The organism is Mycetohabitans sp. B46 (assembly GCF_037389205.1).
Lineage (GTDB): Bacteria > Pseudomonadota > Gammaproteobacteria > Burkholderiales > Burkholderiaceae > Mycetohabitans.
On record NZ_JADBGL010000010.1, the window covers coordinates 1 to 19,165 of the forward strand.

The 19,165-nt window shown below is 61.9% G+C and carries 15 protein-coding genes and 1 tRNA gene; 13 read left to right on the forward strand and 3 right to left on the reverse strand.

The window, feature by feature from the left end:
- Positions 1–319: 319 nt before the first annotated feature.
- From IHE30_RS11575 to IHE30_RS11625, 11 genes are all read left to right on the forward strand, one after another.
- Positions 320–1,072: a YebC/PmpR family DNA-binding transcriptional regulator gene (locus tag IHE30_RS11575; RefSeq protein ID WP_337690766.1), complete on the forward strand. Its 753-nt coding sequence runs from the start codon at positions 320–322 to the stop codon at positions 1,070–1,072.
- A 41-nt stretch (positions 1,073–1,113) separates the two neighbouring features.
- Entirely contained in the window at positions 1,114–2,388 is a 1,275-nt protein-coding gene (purD, locus tag IHE30_RS11580) for a phosphoribosylamine--glycine ligase (RefSeq protein WP_337690767.1), read from the forward strand.
- A 6-nt stretch (positions 2,389–2,394) separates the two neighbouring features.
- Positions 2,395–3,390, forward strand: a complete 996-nt coding sequence (gene hemF, locus IHE30_RS11585; protein WP_337690768.1) for an oxygen-dependent coproporphyrinogen oxidase — start codon at positions 2,395–2,397, stop codon at positions 3,388–3,390.
- Positions 3,306–4,154 carry a nicotinate-nucleotide adenylyltransferase gene (locus IHE30_RS11590; RefSeq protein ID WP_337690770.1) on the forward strand — a complete coding sequence of 283 codons (849 nt, stop codon included), beginning with the start codon at positions 3,306–3,308 and terminating at the stop codon, positions 4,152–4,154. Before hemF ends, IHE30_RS11590 begins: the two co-directional genes overlap by 85 nt.
- A gap of 2 nt (positions 4,155–4,156) precedes the next feature.
- Positions 4,157–4,552: a ribosome silencing factor gene (gene rsfS, locus IHE30_RS11595; protein WP_443193656.1), complete on the forward strand. Its 396-nt coding sequence runs from the start codon at positions 4,157–4,159 to the stop codon at positions 4,550–4,552.
- A 37-nt stretch (positions 4,553–4,589) separates the two neighbouring features.
- Positions 4,590–5,060, forward strand: a complete 471-nt coding sequence (gene rlmH / locus IHE30_RS11600) for a 23S rRNA (pseudouridine(1915)-N(3))-methyltransferase RlmH (protein ID WP_337690772.1) — start codon at positions 4,590–4,592, stop codon at positions 5,058–5,060.
- Positions 5,061–5,130: 70 nt separating this feature from the next.
- Entirely contained in the window at positions 5,131–5,844 is a 714-nt protein-coding gene (locus IHE30_RS11605; protein WP_337690773.1) for a Maf family protein, read from the forward strand.
- Positions 5,845–5,847: 3 nt separating this feature from the next.
- Positions 5,848–7,317: a ribonuclease G gene (rng, locus tag IHE30_RS11610; RefSeq protein ID WP_337690776.1), complete on the forward strand. Its 1,470-nt coding sequence runs from the start codon at positions 5,848–5,850 to the stop codon at positions 7,315–7,317.
- A gap of 100 nt (positions 7,318–7,417) precedes the next feature.
- Positions 7,418–7,669: a cysteine-rich CWC family protein gene (locus IHE30_RS11615; RefSeq protein ID WP_337690778.1), complete on the forward strand. Its 252-nt coding sequence runs from the start codon at positions 7,418–7,420 to the stop codon at positions 7,667–7,669.
- 146 nt (positions 7,670–7,815) lie between these two features.
- Positions 7,816–7,892: transfer RNA gene (locus IHE30_RS11620), tRNA-Met, on the forward strand.
- A 1,267-nt stretch (positions 7,893–9,159) separates the two neighbouring features.
- Complete coding sequence (locus tag IHE30_RS11625) at positions 9,160–9,864, forward strand: nucleotidyl transferase AbiEii/AbiGii toxin family protein (protein WP_337690779.1); 705 nt, start codon at positions 9,160–9,162, stop codon at positions 9,862–9,864.
- A 135-nt stretch (positions 9,865–9,999) separates the two neighbouring features.
- Here IHE30_RS11625 and msbA read toward each other — a convergent pair whose 3' ends face one another.
- Positions 10,000–11,874, reverse strand: a complete 1,875-nt coding sequence (gene msbA / locus IHE30_RS11630) for a lipid A export permease/ATP-binding protein MsbA (protein ID WP_337690781.1) — start codon at positions 11,872–11,874, stop codon at positions 10,000–10,002.
- A complete protein-coding gene (dnaE, locus tag IHE30_RS11635) occupies positions 11,804–15,400 on the reverse strand; it encodes a DNA polymerase III subunit alpha (protein ID WP_337690782.1) in 3,597 nt (1,198 codons plus the stop codon). The genes msbA and dnaE overlap by 71 nt, the downstream gene beginning before the upstream one ends.
- A 325-nt stretch (positions 15,401–15,725) precedes the next feature.
- Between dnaE and IHE30_RS11640 the strand changes: the two genes are divergently transcribed.
- On the forward strand, positions 15,726–16,607 hold the full coding sequence (locus IHE30_RS11640) for a sulfurtransferase (protein ID WP_337690783.1): 882 nt from the start codon (positions 15,726–15,728) through the stop codon (positions 16,605–16,607).
- 67 nt (positions 16,608–16,674) lie between these two features.
- Positions 16,675–17,589 carry a tRNA glutamyl-Q(34) synthetase GluQRS gene (gene gluQRS, locus IHE30_RS11645; RefSeq protein WP_337690784.1) on the forward strand — a complete coding sequence of 305 codons (915 nt, stop codon included), beginning with the start codon at positions 16,675–16,677 and terminating at the stop codon, positions 17,587–17,589.
- Between the two features lie 5 nt (positions 17,590–17,594).
- On the opposite strand, the gene IHE30_RS11650 is transcribed toward gluQRS, so the two are convergent.
- Positions 17,595–19,103 (reverse strand): DEAD/DEAH box helicase, encoded by a 1,509-nt coding sequence (locus IHE30_RS11650; protein WP_443193657.1) that lies wholly within the window; start codon positions 19,101–19,103, stop codon positions 17,595–17,597.
- Positions 19,104–19,165: the final 62 nt, after the last annotated feature.

Here is a 19,165-nt window from a genome sequence, read left to right on the forward strand (position 1 = left end):
CGGGGCGACCGGCTGTTCGGCACCAAGAACTAGGGACGCCCGCGGCCCCGGACCAGAGGACAGGCTGAAGGACGGGCGAGCGCGTGAATCACAACATGGGGTCCGACGCCATATTGCGATCGCGCGGCTTGCAGGGCAGCCGGCATGCTAAAATTGCGCTTTTCCGTCGAACGCCCCTGCCGCGGTGCCCTTCGTGCGCCAGCGCGACGCGCGCACGGCGGACAGCAGCACGCGCGTCGCACACTGTCGTCCCGATGGCGCCGTGCGCCAGGGCCTTCGCCACGACACATCGATATTGAATGCATGATACGCGCGTTGCGTGCGCGGTCGGAGAAACCATCATGGCTGCGGTCACTCGAAATGGGCCAACATCAAACATAAAAAAGCCGCGGCGGATGCCAAGCGCGGCAAAGTCTGGACGCGGTTGATCAAGGAAATCACCGTGGCGGCACGGCTGGGCGGCGGCGATGCCGGATCGAACCCGCGCCTGCGGCTGGCGATCGACAAGGCAACGGACGCCAACATGCCAAAAGACAATGTCAATCGCGCGATCCAGCGCGGCGTTGGCGGCGTCGAAGGCGCGAGCTACGAGGAAATCCGCTACGAGGGTTATGGCATCGGCGGTGCGGCGATCATCGTCGACACGATGACCGACAACCGCACGCGTACCGTCGCCGAAGTGCGCCACGCGTTCTCCAAGCACGGCGGCAACCTGGGCACCGACGGCTCGGTCGCGTTTCTGTTCGACCATGTCGGCCAGTTTCTGTTCGCGCCCGGCACGCCGGAGGACAAACTGATGGAGGCGGCGCTCGAGGCCAGTGCCGATGACGTGACGACCCATGACGACGGCAGCATCGAGGTATTGTGCCCGCCGAACGACTTCGCGCAGGTCAAGGCTGCGCTCGAGGCTGCGGGCTTCAAGGCGGAACTCGCCGAGGTCACGATGAAGCCGCAAACCGAGGTGCAGTTCACCGGCGACGACGCAGTCAAGATGCAAAAGCTGCTCGATGCGCTGGAAAACCTCGACGATGTGCAAGAGGTGTACACGAACGCGGTCATTGCCGACCAGTAACGGCTCACGCAGAAGATTTCTTGGTTCTTTCGAGGATTTCCATGAAGGTATTGGTCGTCGGCTCCGGCGGTCGCGAACACGCACTCGGGTGGAAGCTCGCGCAATCGCCGCGCGTCACTGCAGTCTACGTGGCGCCGGGCAATGGTGGCACGGCGCTGCAGGAGCGCCTGCACAATGTCGATATCACTGACCTGCACGCACTGGCTGACTTTGCCGAGCGCGAGCAGATCGCATTCACCGTGGTCGGGCCCGAGGCGCCACTCGCGGCAGGCATCGTCAATCTGTTCCGCTCGCGCGGCCTGAAGATCTTCGGGCCGAGCCGCGAGGCGGCGCAGCTTGAAAGCTCGAAGGACTTCGCCAAGGCGTTCATGAAGCGCCACGGCATTCCGACTGCCGAATACGAGACGTTCTCCGACGCGGCGGCGGCGCACGCGTACGCCGATGCAAAGGGCGCGCCGATCGTGATCAAGGCAGACGGGCTCGCAGCCGGCAAGGGTGTGGTGGTGGCGCAAACGCTGGATGAAGCACACCGCGCAATCGACATGATGCTCGCCGATAACAAGCTCGGCGACGCGGGCGCGCGCGTGGTCATCGAGGCATACCTGCAAGGCGAGGAAGCCAGCTTCATCGTGATGGTCGATGGCAAGCACGTGCTCGCGCTGGCGTCGAGCCAAGATCACAAGCGGTTGCTCGACGGTGACCAAGGTCCGAACACCGGCGGCATGGGGGCCTACTCGCCGGCGCCGATCATCACGCCACAATTGCATGCGCGCGTGATGCGCGAGATCATCCTGCCAACCGTGCGCGGCATGGAGCATGAGGGCCTGCGCTATACTGGCTTCCTGTATGCCGGGTTAATGATCGACGCACAGGGCAACCCGAAAACGCTCGAGTTCAATTGCCGGATGGGCGACCCGGAGACGCAGCCGATCATGGCTCGGCTCAAGGGCGACTTCGCGCGTGTCGTCGAGCATGCGCTCGCCGGCACGCTGGACACCGTCGAGCTTGAATGGGACCGACGCACGGCACTGGGCGTCGTGCTCGCAGCACACCATTATCCGGACGCGCCGCGCAAGGGGGACCGCATCGATGGCATTCCGCTACAGACCGAAACTGCCGCCACATTCCACGCGGGCACCGCACTGGTCGACGGCAAGCTGGTTACCTCGGGCGGACGCGTGCTGTGCGTGGTCGGGTTGGCCGACTCAGTGCGCGAGGCACAGTCGATCGCCTATGAGACGATCCATCATATCCACTTCGATGGCATGCAGTATCGCCGCGACATCGGTCACCGTGCCCTGAACCGCAAGCACTGATCCGCAATGAGCCGTCCGTTCGACCCTGCCCCCCCGTCCTCCGATCCGACTTTGGCTAACGCGCCGGCGCGCAGCACAACCGCCTGCGGGCTCGGCGATCTGGCACCGGTGCGCGGCTATTTGCTCGCGCTGCAGCGCCATATCGCCGATATGCTAGGCCAATTCGACGGCAAGCCATTCGACACGCATACGTGGCGCCGTGAGCCGAGTGACACGCTGCAAGGAGACGGCTGCTCGCGCGTGATCGAAGGCGGCGAATGCTTTGAGCGCGGCGTGGTCGGCTTCTCGCACGTGAGCGGCGCCGCATTGCCGCCGTCGGCCAGCGCCGCCCGTCCGCAACTGGCCGGGCGTGGCTTTGAGGCGATGGGGGTGTCGCTGGTGCTCCATCCGCGCAATCCTTATTGCCCGACTGTGCACATGAATGTGCGGCTATTCGTCGCAACCCACCCGAATGAAGCGCCGGTGTTCTGGTATGGTGGTGGTATGGACCTGACGCCGTATTACGGATTCGAGGAAGATGCACGGCATTTCCATTTGACCTGCCGCGACGCGCTGGCTCCGTTCGGCGACGACTTGTATCCGCGCTTCAAGCGGTGGTGTGACGAGTATTTCTACTTGAAGCACCGTGGGGAGCCACGCGGCATTGGTGGTATTTTTTACGATGACATAGCGGAACTGGGCTTCGCACGCGGCTTTGAGATGACGCGCAACGTCGGGGACAGCCTGCTCACCGCCTACCTGCCGATCATCGAGCGGCGGCGCGCGATGCCTTATGGTGAGCGCGAACGGGATTTTCAGGCCTACCGGCGCGGCCGCTACGTCGAATTCAATCTTGTCTTCGACCGCGGCACGCTGTTCGGCCTACAAAGTGGCGGACGCACCGAGTCCATTATGATGTCGATGCCCCCGGTGGCAAAATGGCGTTACGATTGGCATCCGGAAGCCGGCTCGCCCGAGGCCCGGCTGTACCGCGATTTCCTGGTCGTGCGCGACTGGATCTGAACCGTGACGGCCGCCACCCGATCGCCTTGCTTAAGGACGCAGACCTGAGTTCGCCGAACCCATCATCGCCGGACACTATCGACGCATCCGCCGCCCCCCGCCTGCCCACACGGATCGGCATTCTGGGCGGCACGTTCGACCCGATCCACGTCGGCCACCTGGCGCTTGCGCGTCGGTTTGCCGAATGGCTCGGGTTGACCGAACTCGTGCTATTGCCAGCAGGGCAACCGTGGCAAAAAAGCGGCGTATCATGTGCGCGGCACCGGCTCGCGATGACCCGCCTGGCGGCGGCGTCGCTGGCACTGCCCGCCACGCGGGTGGCCGTCGCAACCGATGAAATCGATCATCCCGGCCCGACGTACACGACTGAGACGCTGGCCGCATGGCGCGCGCGCCACGGCACGGCGGCATCGTTGACGCTATTGATCGGGGCCGACCAACTGGTGCGCCTGCATACGTGGAAAAACTGGCGCCGACTATTCGAATTCGCCCATCTCGGTGTCGCGACGCGTCCCGGATTCGACCTATCGCAGGCGGATGCCACGGTGCTTGACGAAATCGGGCGCCGCAGCGCGTCGGCCGACACGCTGCGTGCGACGGCGCACGGCCATGTCTTGCTCGATACCACGCTGTCGCTGGACGTCTCAGCCACGGATGTGCGGCGGTTGCTGCGCGAACGCTCGTGTGGCCGCCTCGAAAAAGTCGCCAGCGTGCCGGACGCGGTCTGGCAGTACATCCGTCAACATCATTTGTATCAGACATAAACATGGATATCCGTACATTGCAACGCGTTATCATCGACGCACTCGAGGATGTCAAGGCACAGGACATCCGCGTCTTCAACACCAGTCATCTGACCGAGCTATTCGACCGTGTGGTCGTGGCGAGCGGCACATCGAACCGGCAAACCAAGGCGTTGGCCAACAATGTGCGCGAAAAGGTCAAAGCGAGCGGCGGTGACATTGTCAGCACCGAAGGCGAGGACACCGGCGAATGGGTGCTGGTTGACTGCGGCGACGCGGTCGTGCACATCATGCAGCCCGCGCTGCGCCAATACTATCGACTCGAGGAAATCTGGGGAGACAAGCCGGTGCACGTGAAGCTCGGCGGCCAGGCCGGCACACAAGACAGCGGCCCAGTCGCGCCGGGCCTGGCGACGTGACGTGTAAGGCGGCGGCAGCCGCGTCCGAGTCATCGGCATGAAGCTCCACATTGTCGCAGTCGGGCACCGAATGCCGGACTGGGTTACGCGCGGTTTTGACGAATACGCGAAGCGCATGCCGCCCGAACTGCGCCTCGAACTGCGCGAGATTAAGCCGGAACAGCGGGCATCGGCACGCGCCGCAACGAGCGTGATGGCAGCCGAGCGTACGCGCATCGAGGCAGCACTGCCCAAGGGCGCGCGACTTGTTGCGTTGGATGAGCATGGCCTGGACTGGACCACGATGCAGTTGGCACAACACCTGCCGCGCTGGCAGCAGGACGGCCGCGATGTGGCTTTCGTCATTGGCGGCGCGGACGGGTTGGATCCGGCCATCAAGGCACAGGCTGATCTGCTGCTGCGGCTCTCCAGCCTGACGCTGCCCCACGCCATGGTCCGCGTGCTACTGGCAGAGCAGCTTTACCGCGCGTGGAGCATCACGCAAAATCATCCTTATCATCGGGCGTAGCGGTACCGCCCGACGTGTGCGCTTGCCCGCCACACCGGTGAGCGGCACGGCCCTTCCCGTCTAGGTCATCATGTCCACTCCATCATCGCTCGATCCGACGGCGTCCAGCCCGTCGACACACGAGGCATCCGGCGCAAACGGCGCCTGCCCTGCCACGCCACGCCATTCGTTTATTTATCTTGCGTCGCAAAGTCCCCGCCGTCGAGCGCTGCTGGAGCAGATCGGCGTGCGCTTCGAATTGCTGCTCGCGCAAGAGCACGAAGATGCCGAGGCACTGGAGGCCGAACGGCCAGGCGAATCTGCGCAAGACTACGTGATACGCGTGACGCTGGCCAAGGCAACGGCCGCTGGCGCACGCCGGAACCGACTGCTGGCTCGACAACGCGATGCCGCGCCGGCGCCGATTCTCGTGGCCGACACCACTGTGGCGCTCGATGACGAAATCCTCGGCAAGCCGAACGACGTCGATCACGCGTGGCAGATGCTCAAGCGCCTGACCGGCCGCGAACATCGAGTCTTGACCGCCGTCGCACTGGTCGGCGCCGATGCCGCCGTCACCAGCGCGCTGTCGGTGTCGCGCGTGTGGTTCGCCGCGATAGACGACGCAACACTGGCCCACTATGTGCACAGTGGCGAGCCTTTCGGCAAGGCAGGCGCCTACGGCATCCAAGGCAAAGCAGCCGAGTTCGTCGAGCGGATCGACGGGTCCTATTCAGGTATCATGGGCCTGCCCCTTTTCGAGACTGCCGCGCTGCTACGCGCGGCCCGCGTGGCGTTCCAATAAATCATGAACGAAGAAATTCTGATCAACGTCACCCCGCAGGAAACCCGCGTCGCGATCGTCCAGCAAGGCGCAGTACAGGAGCTTCATGTCGAGAGAACGCTGTCGCGCGGCCGCGTCGGCAATATCTATCTCGGCAAGGTCGTGCGCGTGCTGCCCGGCATGCAATCGGCGTTCGTCGACATCGGGCTGGAGCGCGCCGCGTTTCTGCACGTGGCCGATATCTGGCATCCGCGACTGGCACCCGATGCGGCAGTCAATGCACCGCAGCAGCCGATCGAGAAGATTGTCTTCGAAGGGCAAACGTTAATGGTCCAAGTGGTCAAGGATCCGATCGGCACCAAGGGCGCACGCCTGTCCACCCAGATCAGCATCGCTGGCCGAACGCTCGTCTATCTGCCGCAGGAGCCCCATATCGGCATCTCGCAGAAGATTGAGAGCGAGGTGGAACGTGAAGCGGTCCGTGCCCGACTCACGTCGGTGCTCCCAGTTGATGAAAGAGGCGGCTACATCGTGCGCACGATCGCCGAGGATGCGTCCAGCGAAGCCCTGTCGAACGATGTTGCCTATCTGCGCAAAACATGGGCCACGATCCAGGCACAGGCAACGCGGATGCCGCCAACGACCCTGCTATACCAGGATCTCAATCTGGCGCAGCGCGTATTGCGTGATTTCGTCAACGACGACACCACGCGGATCCAGGTCGATTCGCGCGAGACATCGCAGATGCTCGTCGAATTCGCCAATGAGTTCACGCCGGCAGTCGCCTCCAAGCTCCACCACTATACCGGCGAGCGTCCGCTGTTCGACCTGTACAACATCGAAACCGAGATTTTGCGCGCGCTATCGCGCCGCGTCGATTTGAAGTCCGGCGGCTACCTGATGATCGACCAGACCGAAGCCATGACCACGATCGACGTCAACACGGGAGGCTACGTCGGCGCGCGCAATTTCGACGACACGATCTTCAAGACCAACCTGGAGGCCGCGCATACGATTGCTCGGCAATTGCGGCTGCGCAATCTGGGTGGCATTATCATCATCGACTTCATCGACATGGAGAACGCCGAGCATCGCGACGCGGTGCTCGGCGAGCTAAAGAAGGCGCTCAGCCGAGACCGCACACGCGTCACTGTCAACGGCTTCTCGCAACTGGGTTTGGTGGAGATGACGCGCAAGCGCACCCGGGAATCGCTAGCGCATGTCCTGTGCGAACTGTGTCCAGTATGCCAAGGTAAAGGTCAGATCAAGACTGCGCGCACGGTGTGCTATGACATCCTGCGGGAGATCTTGCGCGAGTCCAGACAGTTTAATCCCCGCGAGTTCCGCGTCGTGGCAGCGCAGCAAGTCATCGACCTGTTTCTCGAGGAGGAGTCGCAGCATCTGGCGATGCTGTGTGATTTCATCGGCAAGCCCGTGTCGCTGCAGGTCGAGTCGAATTTGAGCCAGGAGCAGTACGACATCGTGCTGATGTAGCGTCGCCTGGCTTCACCGGACATGCAACTGTCGCATGCAGCCCGCGGACGGCTTGAACGGGTCCAGGCCAGGTGTCGATAAACTGAATGGGAGAAGGGAAATGGGGCAACGGTGCTCGTGCTGCGGCGAAGCATTCGATTGCGGGGCGGACAATCCTAGCCGCCCCTGCTGGTGCGCGAACTTGCCGCCGTTGCCTACCCGCGCGCTGGATCCCGAGCAGGGCTGCCTGTGCGCTAGCTGCCTGACGAGCAAACTCGCACGCATGCCGATCGGCGCCACCGCGCCGGACAGGGCCGACCGCGCGAACCCGATCTGCCACAGCCGAGACTGCACCAGCTCAGAAGCTTCCTGAGACGGCCACGCACTCAACCTAATACAGCCCCGGCATTCATCCTGATACGGCCACGGGTTCAAGCGTCGTCACGGTGGCATGCGCATTAATCACCGTAACCATTTGACCTACTCGTTGGACCCCGCTATAATCTTTTTCTTTCCAGACGCGGGGTGGAGCAGTCTGGCAGCTCGTCGGGCTCATAACCCGAAGGTCGTAGGTTCAAATCCTACCCCCGCAACCAAAATTCTTCGCAAAAAGGCCGGTTCCGTACCGAATCTGCGCCTTCTAACCTTCCCCATTTGTTTAATGAATCCCTTAGCTGAGGGAATAATGCGGCTGCCTCTTGCTGAGCCGCAAACCTGTTCTTCTCGAACACCATGGGGTTGATGTAACCGCGCGTCGAGTGTAGTCGATGCGCGCCTCGCATATTTGTCCGCCATCTGCAGCGTCTTGCGCTGACTTGGAAGGTGTGCCCATCTTCAGCCAACGATGATGCCAAGCCAATAGAGCACCAGCAAGCCTCTCGTTTTTGATCTCGACTCACTGAGCTAAATTCAACCGTAATCGGCTGAGCGAATCGTTCGATTCAGCCACCGGTATGACACTCCAGTCACGTCCTGAACCAGTCGGTGTGCCATGAACAGTTGCTAGCGTGTGCCCCATTTTGAATTCTGAACTGTCCTGCTTTATTAATTTTTTGAAAATGCAATTCATATTGCGAAATTACGATAAAAATAAGTAAGGAATTTATTGCCAGAATCTGCCTGTTGATAGAAGTTTCGAATCAGCCTTAACCGGCGGCGCAGGCGTTGGCATGGCGAGCACGGAGCTAGCTTGTGCCGATGACATCGATCGACAATAGCATCGTTCCTTGACGTTCAATTGAGCAAGGAAGCGATCGTGGTATCGAACCCGGGTTTCGCTTCAACCATCCGTTCGCCACGGCTTGTACGAGACCACTTACTAATGGCGAGGCTGCCTCATTGCAAGCCTAGCGCGGCAAGTTTCGTCGCGCCCTTTTTCCCATGAGAATCGGCCAGCCAGCATCGAGTTGCCGACATGAGCGGAACATCAACATTTGCTAACTTTCCGTTCATAGCCATCTTGCCATGCCTGAGCGACTCAACCTATACTGCCCCTAAATGTTCACTTTCTGTAAACTAATGAATGCTTGTTCGAGAACTCATTGCGGCCATGGACCGCTGGGTCAAGGCAGGGATTTGGGCGTATTCATCCAACATGCTCCGTCTCCTATTCCCGGAGAACGAACGCACTATGTTCAAGGCGCTCGCACGTCATGAGCGTGCGGGACTGATCACGCATGTCGCACGTGGCCTCTATGTGAATCCTCGTGCGAGGTCAATGCCGCCCGATGAAACGCCCTATGGAACATTGGAGTTTGTCCACACCGCACAGTGCCCCAACAAACTGCGCAATGATCTTGTATTCGACGCTCGACGCAAACTTGCCATCGCGACCCCAGCCCGCGCACGCAGTATTCGGAGGATTTGGATTTCGCAGGCGGTGACAATTTCGATCCACGGTTGATGGCCCCATTTGCCGCGCTCTTGCAAAAGGAAATTGCCGACGCGTACGGGCTACAGATCGAAATCAAGGCTCCAAAAGAAAAGCCGCCATCAGACGGGATTAATGTTGCTCGGTGGAGCGCCAAAGTCCATATCCCGCAAATCGATCCCAGCGTACCGCAAAACCAAATCATCAATATCGAGGTTGCCAGCGTTCCTGCCCACGATGCAGATCTGGTATCCGTCGCGGCGAACTACCCTCACCTACCGGCACCACATCGTCAACTGATTATCACCGCGGAGACTCCGAACGAAATACTGGCCGACAAACTTCTCGCGCTGGGCGCCCGCCCGTTCCTCAAAGCACGTGATATTTGGGACATTAAATTCTTGACAGATCGGCAGGTCGCTCCAGACATGGGCTTGATCGGCAGAAAGCTGCTCGATTACGGTTGGGCTGAAGACAATTTCAAAAAAGCGCTCCAAGGTAAGCTGAATCAGCTTGACGACCCAGTTGCCGCGTCCGCCTTTCACAAGGAGATGAGCCGATTCGTTGATGCCGGAGTCGCAGCACAGTTACGTAACGCCACACTTGTCCGTGGCTTCTTTCGACGAGCCAAGGAACTAGGCACAGCCGTGCTTGCGGCAGATCTTGCGGACAATAATGCGCCACAGCTTCGTCCATGATGCAATGACACTCAAGTCCAGTTGGAAATCGACCGCGCCGGCACGTCCAGCGTCGCGGCCACCGCCGCAATGCGCGGACCGGCCTTGACCAGCCGCCCCCCTTGCAGCTTGCATTCGAGCGTGTGGCGCGCACCGCTACGCCGTGCCCTGCTGGTACTGGATCCGATGCAGGTTCGCATACAGACCGTCGCGGCGCAACAGCTCCGCGTGCGTCCCCGCTTCGACGATCCGGCCCCCCTCGAGCACAAGGATGCGATCGGCGCGTTCAATCGTCGACAGTCGGTGCGCGATCACCAACGTAGTCCGTCCACGCATCAGCACCTCGAGCGCCGCTTGCACATGGCGCTCCGACTCCGAATCGAGTGCCGACGTCGCCTCATCGAGGATCAAGATCGGCGCATCCTTGTAGATCGCGCGTGCAATCGCGAGCCGTTGCCGCTGTCCGCCGGACAGTCGCATGCCATTGTCACCAACCAGCGTATCGATCCCCGCCGGCATCAACGCAACCGCATCCGTGAGACTGGCTGCGCGTAACGCGGCATCGACGCGATCGCGGTCCACAGGCTGCCCATAGGCGACATTGGCCGCGATCGTATCGTTGAACAGCACGACATCCTGGCTGACAAATGCGATCTGCTTGCGCAGGTCTGGCAATCGATACTCGGGCAACGGCACGCCGTCGATCAACACGCGCCCGGCGGTCGGATCGAAAAAGCGGGGCAATAGGTTCACCAGCGTGGTCTTGCCGCTGCCGGATGGCCCGGCCAGCGCCACCATCTCACCGGGCGCAATCTTCAACGAGATGTCGTCGAGCGTCGGCCGCTCCGTGGCCCCATAGTCGAAGCTCACATGCTCGAATTCGACGCTGCCGGTCGCACGATCGAGTTCCCGTTCGCCGCCGGCGTTCTCCACCGGCTCGTCGATCAGACCGAAAATCAGTTCGGCGGCCGTCATGCCGCGTGTCAACGGTTGGTTGACGTCGATCAAGTGCTTCAACGGCGAAATCACGAGCAGCATCGACGTAACGAATGCGACGAATCCGCCGACCGTTGTCTGGTCGTGCGCCGATTGAATCACGGCAATCGTAATCACCACCGCCAAAGCGACCGATGCGAGGAATTGCGTTAGCGGCTGAGCCAGGCCACCGGAAATTGTCACCCGCATTGCATAGCCACGCAGACGCCGGCTCATATGCGTGAAGCGGCCCATTTCGTACGGCTCGCCGTTGTGCACCTTGACCACCTTATAGCCGCCGACCGTCTCCTCCACAATGTATGACAGCTGGTTGGTCAGCATCTGCTGCTCACGATTGAGCCGGCGCAAGCGCCGGTTGATCTTGCTGACCAGCCAGCCGATCGCCGGCAGGATCACCGCAACGATCAGCGTCAACCGCCAATTCAGGTAGAACAGATAGCCGAGCAGGAACACCACCGTCAACGAATCGCGCACGAGCGTGACCAGCACGCTCGTCAGTACGTTGAGCACCTGGTTCACCTCGAACACGATCGCATTGATGATCGTGCTGGCCGTCTCGCGCTGGAAGAAAGCGGCCGGCGCGCGCAGCATCGTCTGGAACATCTGCAACCGCAGGTCCAACAAAGCGCGGTTCAGTACGTAGGACAGCAGGTAGCCGGACGCGTACTGTGCAAGCCCGCGACCCAGCGCGAGCCCAATGATCGCCACCGGAACATACCAACGAACCGACGAACTCGGGTCCTTCGTGCCAAAACCTTTGTCGATCAAGGGTTTAAGCAACGCTGGAATGCCCGCCTCGGCCGCCGCCACCAGCCCCATCGATACGATCGCGAGCGCGACAGCCCACCAGTACGGCCGCACGATCTGGCCGATGCGGGCCAGCACATCGACGTGCGCGACGGGCTTGGCCACGCTACTGGCCACGCTGTTCTCGGGTGTAGTCAAGTCAATCCTTTCGATGGTGTCAGCGCTGCGGATACTGGATTTCGACAGCGCCCGCGCTGAATTCGGCACGCAGCAGGTTGAGAAGGTCATCGCTGGGCCTCACGCGCCACGCGTCGCCCAGCGTCGAGTCGCATTGCGCGCCAATGCCCTGGTAGCGAATCCTGACCCGCAAGCCGCCCGGCTCCGGGCCACCACGCGCGTCGCCATTGCGGCGCCCGTTGCCGCCATCGCCCGCCGGGCCGCGCGACGGGCCACCGGCATGGCGCGCCCGGCCCGGCATACTGGCAGCCACCGGTATCTGCTCGGACTGCAGGGTCGCCGCCAGCCGGTGCGGTTCGAGCAGATCACGCAACCGCCTCGGATCCGCATTGCCATTGATCGATAGCAGTAGCGAGTCCGCATAGCGGCGGCGCGCGCGTTCCAGATCCATGACGATGTCGACGGTGAAGCGAATGCCGCCGGTAAAGCTGTCGTTGCGTGCCTGTCCCTGCACAACCAGCAGTTCGTCTTCCTTGAAGATCGCGCGGTTCGCGTCGTAGATCTCGTTGAAGACCGTGACCTCGCACTGGCCAGTGCCATCATCGAGCACGGCAACCAGCATCTTGCCGCGTTGCGTCATCTGCGTGCGCATCGCGGTGATCACGCCGGCAATCACCTTGTCGCGTCCTTCCTTCAACTCCCCGATTTTCTGGCGCACGAAGCGTCGCACTTCGTCCTTGTATGCGTCGAACAAATGCCCGGAAATATAGAAGCCAAGCGCCGCTTTCTCCTCCTGCAGCTTGCGCTTCTCGGTCCACGCCGGCTCGTCGACCAACTCATGCTGATGGCCGCTCGAGCCATCGGGCATGTCGAACAGGCCGCCCTGCAGCGCATTGGCGCTCGCCTGCTCGGCCGCCTCCATCGCCAGCGGCACTGACGCGAGCAGTTGCGCCCGGTTCTCGTGCAACGAATCGAATGCGCCGGCCCGGATCAGCGCCTCGATCGTGCGGCGATTCACAATGCGGCGATCAATGCGCTCGCAGAAGTCGAACAGGTCGCTGAACGGCTGCGACTCGCGAGCCCGCAAGATCTCCTCGATCGCGTTCTGCCCACTACCCTTAATCGCGCCAAGGCCGTAGCGGATCGTCTTCGAGCGCTTGCCCGGCGCCTCGGCCACCGGCTCAAAGCGATAGGCCGACTGATTGATGTCCGGCGGCAGCACCGCCAGATGGTTCGCGATACAGTCCTCGAAAAGGATCTTCACCTTATCGGTGTCATCCATCGCGAGCGACATGTTGGCCGCCATGAATTCGGCCGGATGGTGCACCTTGAGCCACGCGGTGTAATACGCGAGCAGCGCGTACGCCGCCGCGTGCGACTTGTTAAAGCCGTAGCCGGCGAACTTCTCCATCAAGTCGAAGATCTCGTCGGCCTTTTCCGCGCTCAAGCCATTCTTAGCCGCTCCTTCACGGAACAGCTCACGATGCTTGGCCATCTCCTCGGGCTTTTTCTTGCCCATCGCGCGACGCAGCAAGTCCGCGCCGCCGAGTGAATAGCCGCCGATGATCTGCGCCATCTGCATCACCTGCTCCTGATAGACCATGATGCCATAGGTCTCCTTCAGGATAGGTTCGACGCGGGGATCCGGATACTCGACCGTTTCCCGCCCATGCTTACGCGCGCAAAAGCTTGGAATCAGATCCATCGGGCCCGGTCGGTACAGCGCGACCAGCGCGATGATGTCTTCGAAACGGTCAGGCTGCGCATCCTTGAGCATGCCTTGCATGCCGCGGCTTTCCAGCTGGAACACTGCCACCGTATTGGCGTTCTTCAGGATCGTGAACGACGCAGAGTCGTCCAGTGGCACCTGCGCGAGCGACCAGTCCTGCTTGGACGGGTCCAGTCGCCGGATGTAGCGCTCAGCCCAGTCGAGGATCGTGAGCGTGGTCAACCCGAGAAAGTCGAACTTGACGAGCCCGACAGCCTCGACGTCGTCCTTGTCATACTGGCTGACGACGCCACCGTCGTCACCCTGCGTGTACAGCGGACAAAAATCAGTGAGCTTACCCGGCGCGATCAGCACGCCACCGGCGTGCATGCCGACGTTGCGCGTCAGCCCTTCGACGCGTTGCGCGAGTTCGAGCAACTGGCGCACCTCGTCCTCGTTGTCGAATCGCTCCTGAAGCTGCGGCTCCTCCTTCATCGCGTCGGCAATGGTCACATGCTTGCCGGGCTTGAACGGAATCAACTTCGCGACACCATCGGTGAAGTTATAGCCCAAGTCCAGCACGCGGCCGATGTCGCGCACCGCAGCCTTGGCTGCCATCGTGCCAAACGTGGCGATCTGCGACACCGCATCGGCACCATACTTGCTCTTCACATACTGGATCACGCGATCGCGACCATCCTGGCAGAAGTCGATGTCGAAGTCCGGCATCGAGACACGCTCGGGATTGAGGAATCGCTCGAACAGCAGGTTGTAGCGCAACGGATCCAGATCCGTAATCCCGAGCGCGAACGCCACCAGTGAACCGGCGCCCGATCCCCGTCCCGGCCCCACCGGCACGCCGTTGTTCTTGGCCCAGTTAATGAAGTCCGCGACGATCAGGAAGTAACCCGGAAAACCCATCTTGATGATGGTGTCGCACTCGAACGCCAACCGCTCTTGATACGTCTGGCGCCGTGTGTCCCGTTGTGCCGCGTCCGGAAACAGCTGCTCGAGGCGCTGCTCGAGTCCCGCCTTGGACGATTGAACGAGGTAATCGTCCAGTGACATGCCGTCCGGTGTCGGGAACAACGGCAGCTTGGGCTTGCCCAGCTCGAGCGTCAGGTTGCAGCGCTTGGCGATTTCCACCGTGTTGGCCAGCGCCGACGGGATATCGGCAAACAGCTCGCCCATTTGCTGTTGTGTGAAAAAGTACTGGTCCGTCGAAAACCGCTTCGCGCGTCTCGGGTTGGCTAATATGTCGCCTTCGGAGATACACACGCGCGCTTCGTGCGCGGTAAAGTCCTCCGGCGTCATGAACTGCACTGGATGTGTCGCCACTACGGGCAGCTTCAACCGCGCAGCGAGTTCCACCGCCTGCTGCACATACGCTTCGACACCCGGTTGCCGCATCCGCTGCAGCTCGATGTAGAACGCATTCGGGAAGATCGCCGCCCAGCGCTGCGCATGGCGTGCAGCCGCCTGCACATTGCCCGCGGCCAGCGCGATGCCGATGTCACCGTGTTGCGCCCCAGACAACGCCAGCAGGCCTTCGGCAAGGCCCGTTTCGAGCCACTGGCAATCCACCTCGGCCCGACCGCGGTACTGGTTCGTCAACCACGCGCGGCTGAGCAACTCGCACAGGTTCAGATAGCCACGCCGGTCCTTGACGAGCAACAGCAGCCGTGCCGGCTTGTCGCGATCGTCGGGGTTCGAGATCCAGACGTCGGCACCGACGATCGGCTTGACGCCGTGCGCACGAGCCGCCTTGTAAAAACGCACCAGACCGAACGCGTTGGCGAGATCGGTCAGTGCAAGCGCACCTTGCCCGTCTTCCGCTGCTCGCTCGACCGCGTCGTCAAGACGCACGATGCCGTCGGCAATGGAAAACTCGGAGTGAACGCGCAGATGGACGAAGCGTGGATCAGACATAAGGGTATTTTACCTTGCGGGGAATGCCGCCGGCCGTCGTGCCGCAGCGACGGCCGTCACGACAGCATACCGGGCTACATCAGGCGGCCCAGTCGGCGAGACGGCCTAGGTGAGCGAGATGGCCTAGGGGAATCAGTGCGACCGCTCGCTGGCCAACCGACCCATGCGGTCTGGGCGACGAATCGGCGATAATACAACCCTATGACGCCGGTGCCATCCCGATCAACGAGCGGCCCCCGTGCCCTCCTACCCACAGTCGTCGCACGGCTATGCCCACGGTCGCCACGGCCACATTGATTTCTGTTTTCGCCAAGAGCAGCACACCATGAGTATCGTCAACCTTGCCGCCTACCAATTCATTTCGCTGGACGCGATCGACACGTGGCGTCCAGTGCTGCGACAGCGATGCGACGCGCTGGCGCTGCGCGGCACGATCCTGCTAGCGCCCGAGGGCATCAACCTGTTCATCGCCGGCAGCCGCGAGGCAACCGACGCGTTCATCGACTACCTGCGCACCGATCCGATGTTCGGCGGTAAATTCGCGGATTTGCCATTCAAGCAAAGCCTGTCGGACAAGCAACCGTTCCGACGCATGTTAGTCAGGCTCAAGCGTGAGATCATCACGATGAAGTCGCCGGCGATACGGCCCGAAGCCGGCCGCGCGCCGGCGATCGATGCGCGCACTCTGAAGCAATGGCTCGATCGCGGGCGCGACGACGCCGGCCGTCCCGTGGTGATGCTCGACACGCGCAATGCGTTCGAAGTCGATGTGGGCACATTCGACAACGCGATCGACTATCGGCTGACAAAATTCAGCGAGTTTCCGGATGCCGTCGCGTCGCATCGGGACGCGCTGGCAGGCAAGACCGTCGTGTCGTTCTGCACCGGCGGCATCCGCTGCGAGAAAGCCGCGATTCACATGCACAACATCGGCATCGACAGCGTGTACCAGCTCGATGGCGGCATCCTGAAGTACTTTGAGGAAGTAGGCGGCGCTCACTACCATGGCGACTGCTTCGTATTCGATCATCGAACAGCACTCAACCCGCAACTCGAACCGACCGGCACTGTGCAGTGCTTCGCGTGCCGCGCGGTCGTCACCCCGACCGAACAACGATCACCGCTTTATGTCGCCGGCGAACAGTGCCCACACTGCGCGAACGATGCGTGCCCGTCATCCGAGGCATCTGCACAGGTTGCCACATGAGGCCCGCCCGATCGGGTCGTGATGGGCGCGGCTTGCCCACTGATCGTGACATAAAAAACGCTTGGCGATGCAGAGGATAACCGGGGCCACGTCGACGCGCCGCTATCGCGGCCGTTTTGCGCCGTCTCCGAGCGGCCCGCTGCACCAAGGCTCGCTAGTCAGCGCGCTGGCGAGCTACCTGGATGCGCGTGCGCATGACGGCACGTGGCTGGTCAGGATAGAGGACGTCGATATACCGCGCACGGTGCCCGGCGCAGCAGAGCATATCTTGAAGACGCTACACCGGCTCGGCATGCACTGCGACGAAACGCCGGTATGGCAAAGCACTCGTACCGCGCTGTACCAGCAAGCACTCACTCAGTTGGATACAGCGGGCCTGATTTATCCATGCGGATGCACACGCAAGGACATCGCCGATTCGCTGCTGCACGCGCACGTTCGGCACACGACACTCACGTATCCGGGAACGTGCCGAAGCGGACTGCACGGCAAGCCAGCGCGTGCGTGGCGTATTCGGGTGCCGGACGCAGAGCATGCGGTCATCGTCTTCGATGACCGCTGGCAGCATGCACAACGGCAGCATCTCGCCACCGAGGTCGGCGACTTCGTGATGAGGCGCGCGGATGGCCTCTGGGCCTACCAGCTCGCAGTGGTCGTCGACGACGCGCAGCAACGGATTACCGACGTCGTGCGCGGCGCAGACCTGCTCGATTCCACTGCGCGGCAAATCTACTTGCAGCGCTGCCTCGGCTATCCGACGCCCGCTTATCTACACGTGCCTGTGGTCGTTAATGCGCAGGGCGAGAAATTGAGCAAGCAAACCGGTGCACCACCGATTGAACTCGACCGGCCGCTCGAAGCGCTATTGGCTGCGGCGTCGCATCTCGGGCTCGCGTTGGCGCCCCAGCGATGCAAGACGCTGGAGGCGTTCTACCGCGAAGCCGTGCCCGCTTGGCGCGCGCGCCTGGCAACGCGCGCGTGACACTGTCACGAATTTCGGCGCGGCATGCCGAAGCCGCCCAGCAGCGCAGCCAGCGGTCGCTTCGGCGTCTTCTTGTCGGTCGATGGACTCGATTCCGCGCGTTCGGACGTCTGGCAGGCCGAAGGTGGCGGCTCGTACGGCTTCGTGAAAAAGTCGTCAACCGGCTGGGCGTCACGCATTGACGCGCGCACCCGGTCAGCGACGTGTGCATGACGATCGCGACGGCTGTCGCCGCGATCGTCATGATAACGCGAGCGGCCTTGACGAGCCGGCCGGTCCAGCTCGAGCGGCTCGATGGTCAACGCCCGCTTAATCAGTTTTTCGATGTCCGCCAGTTGCTTGCGCTCGTTGCCACTGAACAACGACAGCGCGTCGCCGGATGCGCCGGCACGACCCGTGCGCCCGATCCGGTGCACATAGTCTTCCGCATTAAACGGCAAGTCGAAATTGATCACCGCCGGCAACTCCGCGATATCCAGGCCGCGCGCGGCCACGTCGGTCGCAACCAAGGCCTCGATCTCACCGCGCTTGAATGCATCCAACGCCTGCATCCGCTCGCTTTGCGATCGGTCACCATGGATTGTGGTGGCAACCACGCCATCGCGCTCGAGTTGCTTGGCAAGCCGGCTCGCACCAATCTTGCTGTTGCAAAAAACGATCACCTGCTTCAATTCGCGCTGACGAATCAGCTGCACGACCGCCGCCTGCTTGTCCGGCTCGGCCACCTCAAAGACGATTTGCCGCACGTTCGACGCCGTCGAATTGCTGCGGGCCACCTCGATTGTGACCGGATTGCGCAAGTAGGTCGACGCGAGCTTCTTGATTTCGGCGGAGAACGTCGCGGAAAATAGCAACGTTTGCCTTTGGCTCGGCAGCAGGTTCAGGATCCGCTGCAAGTCAGGCAAAAAGCCCATGTCGAGCATCCGGTCGGCCTCGTCGAGCACGAGCATCTGCACCTGTGCCAGTGACGTGCTTTTTTGCTGCACATGATCGAGCAGCCGGCCAGGCGTTGCGATCAGGATCTCGACTCCACGGCGCAATTCAGCCGTCTGCGGATTCATATCGACGCCGCCGAACACGACCGCGCTACGTAGCGCGGTATGCTTGGCATACGCATGCACATTGGCCGCCACCTGGTCCGCAAGTTCGCGTGTAGGCGTCAGAATCAACGCCCGCACCGGATGACGCGCGGGAGACGCACTGGTACTGGCGAGCGGCAACAAACGCTGAATGATCGGTAGCGAGAAGCTGGCCGTCTTGCCGGTGCCGGTCTGCGCCGCACCCATGACGTCGCGTCCGGCCAGCACGATGGGGATCGCCTGCGCCTGAATCGGCGTCGGTTTCGTGTAGCCCTGTTCGACTATCGCCTGAAGGATCGGCGCGGCAAGGCCGAACCCGTCGAATGACAACGGGGCGGCAGCTGGCGCGGAACTGGAGGCGGCGGCGCTTGCCGTAGCACCGCAAGCCCCCGCGTCAGTCGGGACGGAACGTGAGGTAATGGCTGAATCTGACATGTGTGGGCGTTCGCTCAAGCGGCCGCGTGCGCGGCTGCCCCTAATGAAATACCGGAAATAGC